The organism is Streptomyces kebangsaanensis, assembly GCF_001906585.1.
In the GTDB taxonomy this organism is placed as follows: Bacteria; Actinomycetota; Actinomycetes; order Streptomycetales; family Streptomycetaceae; genus Streptomyces; species Streptomyces kebangsaanensis.
Genome location: NZ_JUJA01000146.1, coordinates 133,811 through 142,903, shown reverse-complemented (window position 1 = coordinate 142,903; position 9,093 = coordinate 133,811). Strand labels below are relative to the sequence as shown.

The window sequence follows — 9,093 nt, the reverse complement described above, 5'->3', positions numbered from 1 at the left end:
CCCCGCCGCCCCCGCCCTCCCGTCCCCGGGCCGCGCCCCGGGATCAGTCCGTCGCGATCGCGTTCAGTACGTTCATCCGGCCCGCCCGGAACGCCGGGACCAGGGCGGCGAACAGGCCCACGAACGCCGAGCCGACGAAGACGCCGGCGATCGTGCCCCAAGGGATCTCCAGCACGTTCAGGCCCTCCAGGGCGAGGAGCTTCTGGGCGGTCGCGCCCCAGCCCATGCCCAGCCCCAGGCCCAGCAGCGCGCCGAACAGGGCGATCACCACGGACTCCAGGCGGATCATGCGGCGCAGCTGGCGGCGCGAGAGGCCGATCGCCCGCATCAGGCCGATCTCGCGCGTCCGCTCGACCACCGACAGGGCCAGGGTGTTCACCACGCCCAGGACGGCGACGATGATCGCCAGGGCGAGCAGGCCGTAGACCATGTTCAGCAGCTGGCCGACCTGGTTCTGCAGCTCCTCCTTGTAGTCGGTCTGGTCGCGCACGGTGTACTGCGGGTAGTCGTGCAGCGCGGACTTGAGCGCCTGGTAGGCGGCGGCCTCCTGCCCGTCCTCGGCACTGGCGAAGAGCAGCAGGTCCAGCGGCATCCGGTCGGCGGGCACGTACCTGGCGACCGTGGCGATCGAGGCGTACATCGCCCCCTTGTCGATCACGGCGTCGTCGCTGGTGATCGCGCGGACCGTGAGCTTCGCCGTCGCGCCGTCCCTGAACGCGACCTCGACCGTGGAGCCCGGCTTGATCCCGTGCTTCTTCGCGAAGCCCTCGGGGACGGACATCGAGTCGCGCTTGTAGGCGTCGGCGAGCGTGCCGGCGACCGTCTTGGTGTGCAGGTCCTGCGCGTAGGTCGGGTCGGCCGCGTTGATCATCTGTTTCTTGGAGGTACGGCCGTCCGGGGTGGTCAGGGAGGCGTCCACGAGCTTGTACTCGGTGATCCGCTCCAGCCCCGGGGTGTCCTTCACGGCCTTCACCGCCTGCGGGGTGATGACCTCGCCGTTGTCGCTCTGGATGATGAAGTCCGTGCCGACGGTCTTGTCGAGCTGGTCGGTGGCGGAGGCGACCATGGAGGAGCCGACCACCGACAGGCAGGCCACCAGGGCCAGGCCGATCATCAGCGCGGCGCCGGTGGCGCCGGTGCGGCGCGGGTTGCGCAGCGCGTTGCGCTCGGCCATCCGCCCGACCGGGCCGAAGGCCCGCAGCAGGACCGCGCTGAGGACGCGGACCAGACCGCCCACGAGCAGCGGGCCGATGACGACGAGGCCGATCAGGGTGAGCACCACGCCCAGGCCCAGCCACGCCGAGCCCTCCTTGGCCTGGTCGGCGCCGGCGGCGACGTACAGGCTCGCGCCGCCGGCGCCGGTGAGGACCAGGCCGAGCACGGCCCGTACGATCCCGGCCCTGGCGTCGGCCGGGGCCCCCGCGTCGCGCAGGGCGGCCATCGGGGAGACCTTGCCGGCCCGCCGGGCGGGCAGGTAGGCGGCGAGGACGGTGACGACCACACCGAGGACCAGGCCGATCACGGGGGTGGTCCAGGCGACCGTCAGGTCGTCGGTGGACAGGTGCATGCCCATCGCGCCCATGAGCTTCATCAGGCCGACCGCGATGCCGACCCCCGCCCCGACGCCGAGCACGGACCCGACCAGGCCCAGCAGCAGCGCCTCGACCAGCACGGACCGGTTGACCTGGCTGCGGGAGGAGCCGATGGCCCGCATCAGGCCGATCTCCCGGGTGCGCTGGGCGACCAGCATCGAGAAGGTGTTGATGATCAGGAAGATGCCGACCAGGAAGGCGATCCCGGCGAAGCCGAGCATCCCGTACTTCATCACGTTCAGGAAGCTCTCGATGCCCTTCTGGTTGGCGTCGGCGACCTCCTTGGCGGTCTGCACCTTGTAGCCGCCGCCGAGCGCGGTGGCCACGTTCTTCTTCAGCTGCTCGTCGGTGACGCCCTCGGCGGCCGTGACGTTGACGTTCGTGTAGACGCCGGTCCGGCCGACCAGGGTCCGCTGGGCGGTCTTCGTGTCCAGGTAGAAGATCGCCGCGCCGGGGTTGGTGACGGTGAAGGCGGCGATGCCGGACACGCGCGCGTGGTGGGTGCCGAACGCGGTGATCACACCGATCCCGTCGCCCAGCCCCAGGTGGTGCTTGCCGGCGGTGTCGGCGTCGACCATGACCTGGTCCGGGCCCTTGGGCGCCGCACCGGAGGTGATCTTCATGGTGCGGGCGTCGTTGTCGGTCCAGTTGCCGACGATGGTCGGCGCACCGCTGCTGGGCGACAGCTTGTCCTTGTCGGCGTCGACGACGGTCACCGAGGTGGAGAACACCGCCCCCTCGGCCGCCCGCACGCCCTCGGCCCCGCGCACCTCGCCGAGCACGGAGGCCGGCATGACCGGCGGCCTGCCGGTGCGGGAAGTGGTCTCACCGGTGTCGGACGAGCCCTTGGCGCTGACCGTCACGTCCGACGCCGTCGCCTGGAACAGCTTGTCGAACGTGGTGTTCATGGTGTCGGTGAACACCAGCGTCCCGCAGACGAACGCCACCGACAGCAGCACGGCGACGGCCGACAGCGCCATGCGGCCCTTGTGCGCGAAGAAGTTGCGCAGGGAGGTCTTCAGGACGGTCATGACGTGCGCCCCCGGGCGTCGAAGTCCTTCATGCGGTCCAGGACCTGATCGGCCGTCGGCTTGTGCATCTCGTCGACGATCCGGCCGTCGGCCAGGTACAGCACGCGGTCGGCGTAGGAGGCGGCCACCGGGTCGTGGGTGACCATCACGATCGTCTGGCCCAGCTCGTCCACCGACTGGCGCAGGAAGCCCAGCACCTCGGCGCCCGCGCGGGAGTCCAGGTTCCCGGTCGGCTCGTCACCGAAGATGATCTCGGGCCGGGCGGCCAGGGCGCGGGCCACGGCGACGCGCTGCTGCTGGCCGCCGGAGAGCTGGTTGGGCCGGTGCTTCAGCCGGCCGGCCAGACCCACGGTCTCCACCACCCGGTCCAGCCACGCCTGGTCCGGCTTCCGGCCGGCTATGTCCATGGGCAGGGTGATGTTCTCGATCGCGTTCAGCGTGGGCAGCAGATTGAACGCCTGGAAGATGAAACCGATCCGGTCCCGGCGCAACTGCGTGAGCTTCTTGTCCTTCAGACCGGTGATCTCGGTCTCGTCCAGGAAGATCTGGCCGCTCGTCACGGTGTCGAGACCGGCGAGGCAGTGCATCAGCGTGGACTTGCCGGACCCCGAGGGGCCCATGATCGCGGTGAACCGGCCGCGGGATATGTCCACGTCGACGTGGTCGAGGGCGACGACACGGGTCTCTCCGGCCCCGTAGGCCTTCACGACCTGCCGCGCCCGCGCGGCAACGGCCGTAGTCCCTCCAGTACCCCCGTGCCTGGGAATGGTCACAGCCGATGTCACGTCAAGTCTCCTAAGTCGGTCAATGGTGGGCCACGTCGGAACAGATGGATGGCCGGCGAATCGGTACGCCGTCGAGTCTGCTCGGTGAAGTCCCCCCGACGCGCTGGTGCTCAGCGCAGTCTTTCGCTGGGGAAAACCCCACCCCTGTCGGTGCGGCGCACCGCCCCCCTGCGGCGTAAAGCCAGACTAAGGACGACCCCCGTCCCCTCACGTCCTCCGCCGGTACGAACCCTCCCCGACCCCGAGTACGGAGCTCCCCCTAGGGGTCCTCCACCGACGGGAGGACCCCGTCTCAGGGTCGCCTCCCCCCGTCGGCCCACCGAGCATCCACCCTCACGCCGGGTGAGGGTCAAGCGCGACCGCCCCCACCCGCGCACACCACCGCCGCACACGACCCGCCCCGGCATCCACCCGAGGTCCGACCCCCCTCGTCCGCCGGTCAGGGTCCCGCCCGGTCAGCGTCCCGTCGTACCGCTGCGCACCGGGTCCCTCCGCGCCCGCACGCCGTCCCGCGCCCCGTCGCGCTCGCGCAGCACCCGCTCCGCCTCCCCGGCGATCCACTCGTCCCGCAGCCGGGCCTCGGTCAGCACCCCCGCCGCCCGGACCCGCGCCTCCTGCTGCCCCCGCCGCGCCGCCTGCTCGGCCTCGACGAGCGCCCGCACCGCCTCCGACAGGGCCGCCTCGGCGGCCGCCGCCCGGGCGGCGTGCTCCGCGTCGAGGGCCGCCTCCCGCTCGGCCTCCGCGCGCTCCGCCTCCGCCCACCGCTCGGCGTGCTCCCTGGCCTGCGCGGCGAGCATCCCGGAAGCGCCCTGCCGCGCCTCCCGCAGCGCGGCCAGCGCCTCGCCACGGCACTCCTTCGCCTCCCGCCGCACCGTGACCCGCAACTCCTCGGCCTCCGTACGCGCCGCGAGGAGGCGCCGCTCGGCCTGCTCGTCGGCCCGGGCCCGCACGGCGTCGGCCTGCGCCCGGGCGGACGCGAGCACGCCCTCCGCATCGGCCCGCGCCGTCTCCACCATGCGCTGCGCCACCCGCCGCGCGCCCTTGCGCACCGCCTGCGCCTCCTCCTGGGCCAGCTCGAAGAGCCGCCCGGCACGCTCACCGAGACCCTCGTACGTCTGGGGGCCCAGCCCCGCCACCGCCTCACGCAGCCGGACCAGCTCCGCCTCCATCTCCCGGGCGAGGACGGTCAGCCGCGCCGCGCGCTCCCACGCGGCGTCCCGGTCGTCGGAGAGGGCAGCCAGGTACGTGTCCACCTGGGCGGGGCGGTAGCCACGCCCCCGTACGACCACGAAGCCGTGCCGCGACCCCGGTGCGCTGCTCATCCTGGACCCCTCTCCGCCGGAACACCGCCGGAACACCACCGAACGGTACGAACGGAATACGACATGATGATTTCGCGCATATCTTGATGTATTGAGCGTGATTGTTCATAACGCGACACTCCGGACACGGAAGCCGGTCGGCACCCGGAGGACACCGGACACAAAAGGGCCGGGCCCGGTCGTCCACGACCGGGCCCGGCCCTGCCCGCAACCACATGCGGCCCTCAGCCGGGACGCCTCACAGCAACCCGTCCCACATCTGCTCCAGCAGCACCGACCACCAGCTCTCGGGCGAACCCAGCGCCGCCGGGTCCAAAGCCGCCAACTGCGCCTGGAAGTCGACGGTCCAGCGGCCCGCCTGCTCCTGGTTCAGACCGAAGCGCAGCCGCCACATCCGCCCGAGCAGCGCCAGACAGCGCGCGAACTCCGGCAGCCCCGTGTTCACGAACTGCGGCGGCACGGCCCCACCGCCCGGCCCCGCCTCCACCGGCACCGCCACGATGTTCGCCGTGCCGTACTGCACACAGACCGCCTTGCCGAAGTCACTGCCCACGACGAGGTACGAGCCCGCGTCCGGCGCCGGCCGCACCCCGCGCTCGGCCGCAAGCTCCGCCAGCGTCGGCACCGGACGCCCCGGCTGGGCCTGCGCCCAGAAGAACGGCCCCATGTCGACCGGCAGCCCCGCCACCACCAAGGTGTGCGCCACGACCGGCGGAACACCCTGCCGGGAGACCGCCGCCTGCTCGAACCGGAAGACGCCCGGCCCGAAGGCCGCGCCCAGCTCCTGGGCGACGGCCTCCGGCGGAACCGGCGGCGCCGCCTGCACCGGCGGCAGCGGCGCACGGACCGGACCCGGACGGGCCGGACCATCCGCCACCTGATGCAACTCGCCCTGGTGCGCGAGGAGTTCCTGCATCCCCTGCCGACGGCTCGCGTGATCGGTGCCATACGGCGCGATCGACGTGATGCGCGCCTGCGGCCACTGCTCACGGATCATCCGCGCGCAGTACGCACCCGGCAGCTGGCACGACTCCAACTCCGTGTGCAGTTCCAGGACCTGACCCGGCGGCACGTTCATGGCCCGCAGCTCGTGGAAGATCTGCCACTCCGGGTGCGGCGTACCCGGCGCGGAACGCCGGATCAGCTGCTGCTCGGAACCGTCCTGCGCGCGGTAGCGCAGCACGGCCTGATAGCCGGGCCCGACCGTCGGCTGCCCCTGCTGGGGGTAGCCGTAGGCCGGAGGCTGCTGACCGGGCACGGGCGGCGGCACCGCGCCCGGCGGCACCGGCTGCGGGGCACCCGGAGGCACACCGGGAGCACCCGGAGGCGGCGGAGGCACACCGGGGCCGCCCGGCGGAGGCGCGGCCAGCATCGTGTCCGCGTGGTGCGCGGCGCCCGGGACACCCGGCGGCCGGGGCGCGCCCGGCGCCCCCGGAACACCCGGAACACTCGGAGGCGCACCGGGCGGAGCCGGCGGAGGCGGAGTCCCCCCGCCGGGCCGTCCCGGATCCGCGAGCATCGTCGCCGCGTGGTGGACACCACCCGGAGGCGTACCACCCGGCGCGTTCGGCACCCCCGGCGGCCGGGGCGCGCCCGGACCGCCGGCACCCTCGGGGCCGAGCGACGACACGAGCTGGGTCGGCACGTAACCGCCCGCGGCACCCGGCGCACCCGGCGGAGGCGGCGGAGCACTCGGCGGCGGAGGCGTGGCCGAACCACCCCGCCCACGGCGCGGCGGAGGCGGCGCCTTGCTCGTCACCGCGTCGGCGATGTCACCCGCGCCGGGCGCCGGCGGCGCACCCGGACCGGGCGGCGCACCCGGCGTCCCGGACGGCGGCGTGCCGCCCCCCGGGACACCAGACACACCCGCACCGGCCGGAACACCGCCCCCGCCCGCCCCCTCGGGCTCGTCGACCGCCGGTACCGGCGCCGTCCGCGGAAGCCCGCTGCCACCCGCGATCAGCGCCGTCTTGGCATCCGGCACGGCAGCAGGCGGCGGAGCGTCGTCGGTCTCGCTCAGCGACGGCGAGTACACCGTGTCCGGCAACGGCACGGAACGGTCGTCCCCCGCATCCGCGTTGGTGTCCGTCCCCGCCCACGGAGTCGCCCCGGCAGGCACACCCGGCGCACCGGACGCACCCGGCACACCCACGCCCGCCGAACCGCCCACCGGCACCCCGGCCTGCGTCTGCGGAAGCGCACCGCCCCCCGTCGCCCCCGACCCGCCCCGCCGGTCCGGAATCCCCAGCTTGTCCGCCGCCTCCTGCAACCACTCGGGCGGACTCAACAGGAACGACGTCTGATTCAGATCCACCCGGGCCGCCGGCGCCGGAACCGCGTCCGCCACCTGCACCGTACGGCCGTACTCCTCCTCGTACCGGCGGATCACCTCACCCACCGGCAGACCGGGCCACAACGTGGCCTCCCCGCTGTCCCGGGCGATCACCAGCCGCTGCGCACCGCCGTCCAGCCGCGGACCGCCCTCACGGTCCTCCGCCCACACCACGAAACCCAGCTCGAACTCCCGCACCCGCACCTCACGGTGCTGGTACGCCGGCACATCCCCGTTGACCCACTCCTCCGCGCGCTCCTGCGCCTGCGCGAACGTCACCATCGCCCGGCTCACTCCCCCACCGACGACCCGGAGGACACGGCCGCCACCCGCGCGAAACCACCGTCCACCATCAGATTCGCCACCGTCTCCAACTCCGGCGGAGAACCCGCCAGCCGGCACAGGAACGCGTCGAAGTCCTCACCGCACGGCAACAGCAACCGCTCCACCCGCTCCGCCTGCGACCACGACGGATCCACGTCCCGCACATCGTCGTACGCGCAGAACCACACCGAACCGGCCCGCTCGCCCCTCACCTTCACCGCGAGCAGCCCGCCCTGCACGAAACCGACACCCAGATAGTCCTTCGTCAGGTGATCCCGCAGACACTTGTTGACATACACCAGGTCATTGACCGCCGCCTCCTCCCGCACCGTGAAGAACGGCTGGTCGACCAGCAACCCCAACCCCGCGTCCAACGCCGTCCCCACCGGCGCACAACCACCCGCCGCCTTCAGGAACGACCGGTACGCACCCGGCAGCCGGAACCCCAGATCCTCCTCGACCCCCAGCACCTGCTGCTCCGACACCGCCACACCCGACTTCGGCAACCCGAAGTGCGCCGGCCGCGTCTCCTGCAACGGACGCGTACCCCGCTTGGCCTGATCGACGTTCGCAGTCGCGATCCCACCGTGATGACGCAACAGCGCCTTCACCTCCACCGGCACCAACTCCAGACGCCGGCCACCCGCCACGTGATGCCACGTCCACCCGTGCGGAGTCGCCACACTCGGCACCGTGTCCCACAACTCGTGCCCCGAAGCCGCCAACGCCGCGTTCGCCGACACATAGTCCGTCAACCGCAACTCGTCGACCCCGAACCCCACAGGCGGCTCCGCGATCTCCACCGCCGCCCGCGCATACGGCGAGAAGTCGGGAAACCCGCGCTCGTCCACCCGCACCCCTCTCGGGTGACGAGCCGCCCGGACCGGATCCGGGAAATGCACGACCTGCCCGGCATAGGCCGCGTTCGGCGGCACGGCCCCTCCCCCAGCCTGGCGGCCGGGTGGAACCCCCAGCCCGAGCCGACCTGTCGTCATGGCGGTTGCCCCCTGAGGCACTCTGTACGACCCACGGCGACCAGCTTCCAACCCCGGCCCGCCAAGACCCGTATCCCTACTTCTCTCCAACGCGTCGACCGCGCGCATCGCGGCGTGCCGACAGCCTATGCGCTACGACGACACCGGTCACCGGGCCTCCACCCCACCCCCACGCCACCACCGCCCCCCGGACGTGACCAGCCGTCACCCCACCGTGACGCAACGCCCTCGCCCGGGCGTGTCACACCGCCCCAGCTACCGCAGCGGCAACGCCATTTGGCACTCTGTGACCCTCGGGGGGGATGCACAGGAGGAAGAAACGATCATGAGCGCGACGCAGACGGGCCCGCAGACAAACGCCTCCGGCGACCCCAGAATCGGCTGGAGCGCCAGCGAAACCCCCCACGCGCCCACCCTCCACCACCGCCGCGACGGCATACTCCCCACCATCGCCGCCGCCCTCTCCGTCCGCGGCGCCACCCTCACCGGCACCGCCGCCCGCGGCGAGGAACCCCCCTCCCTCCACCCCCTCGTCCAGGACTTCCTCGACACCCTCACCAGCGCCCAACGCGACCGCTTCACCGGCCGCTGCGCCGAAACCATCCTCATCTCCCGGCACATCACCACCGCCGACGCCGCCCGCAGCAAACGCGCCGCCCGCAAACCCATGACCAACGGCGAAGCCCGCAAAACCCTCAAACACGCCAAACTC

General features: G+C 72.7%; 6 protein-coding genes. 1 reads left to right on the top strand and 5 read right to left on the bottom strand.

All coding sequences use genetic code 11. The features are described from left to right. Positions 1–43: 43 nt before the first annotated feature. From RH94_RS23015 to RH94_RS22995, 5 genes are all read right to left on the bottom strand, one after another. Positions 44–2,623 carry an ABC transporter permease gene (locus RH94_RS23015; RefSeq protein ID WP_073949505.1) on the bottom strand — a complete coding sequence of 860 codons (2,580 nt, stop codon included), beginning with the start codon at positions 2,621–2,623 and terminating at the stop codon, positions 44–46. Further along, positions 2,620–3,408 carry an ABC transporter ATP-binding protein gene (locus RH94_RS23010; RefSeq protein WP_073949504.1) on the bottom strand — a complete coding sequence of 263 codons (789 nt, stop codon included), beginning with the start codon at positions 3,406–3,408 and terminating at the stop codon, positions 2,620–2,622. The genes RH94_RS23015 and RH94_RS23010 overlap by 4 nt, the downstream gene beginning before the upstream one ends. Positions 3,409–3,863: 455 nt before the next feature. Beyond that, positions 3,864–4,730: a cellulose-binding protein gene (locus RH94_RS23005; RefSeq protein ID WP_073949502.1), complete on the bottom strand. Its 867-nt coding sequence runs from the start codon at positions 4,728–4,730 to the stop codon at positions 3,864–3,866. A gap of 238 nt (positions 4,731–4,968) precedes the next feature. Next, the gene (locus RH94_RS23000; RefSeq protein WP_073949500.1) at positions 4,969–7,344 is read right to left on the bottom strand and encodes an SUKH-4 family immunity protein; all 2,376 of its coding nucleotides are present in this window, start codon (positions 7,342–7,344) and stop codon (positions 4,969–4,971) included. Positions 7,345–7,352: 8 nt separating this feature from the next. After that, positions 7,353–8,381: an SMI1/KNR4 family protein gene (locus RH94_RS22995; RefSeq protein WP_073949498.1), complete on the bottom strand. Its 1,029-nt coding sequence runs from the start codon at positions 8,379–8,381 to the stop codon at positions 7,353–7,355. Positions 8,382–8,706: 325 nt separating this feature from the next. Between RH94_RS22995 and RH94_RS22990 the strand changes: the two genes are divergently transcribed. Then, the coding region (locus RH94_RS22990) for a YwqJ-related putative deaminase (RefSeq protein WP_073949496.1) at positions 8,707–9,093 on the top strand (387 nt) is incomplete at its 3' end.

Bases quoted from the DNA above. Each gene is read 5' to 3' on its own strand.
- RH94_RS23015 (WP_073949505.1), bottom strand. From the start codon at position 2,623: ATGACCGTCCTGAAGACCTCCCTGCGCAACTTCTTCGCGCACAAGGGC.
- RH94_RS23000 (WP_073949500.1), bottom strand. From the start codon at position 7,344: ATGGTGACGTTCGCGCAGGCGCAGGAGCGCGCGGAGGAGTGGGTCAAC.
- RH94_RS23005 (WP_073949502.1), bottom strand. From the start codon at position 4,730: ATGAGCAGCGCACCGGGGTCGCGGCACGGCTTCGTGGTCGTACGGGGG.
- RH94_RS22995 (WP_073949498.1), bottom strand. From the start codon at position 8,381: ATGACGACAGGTCGGCTCGGGCTGGGGGTTCCACCCGGCCGCCAGGCT.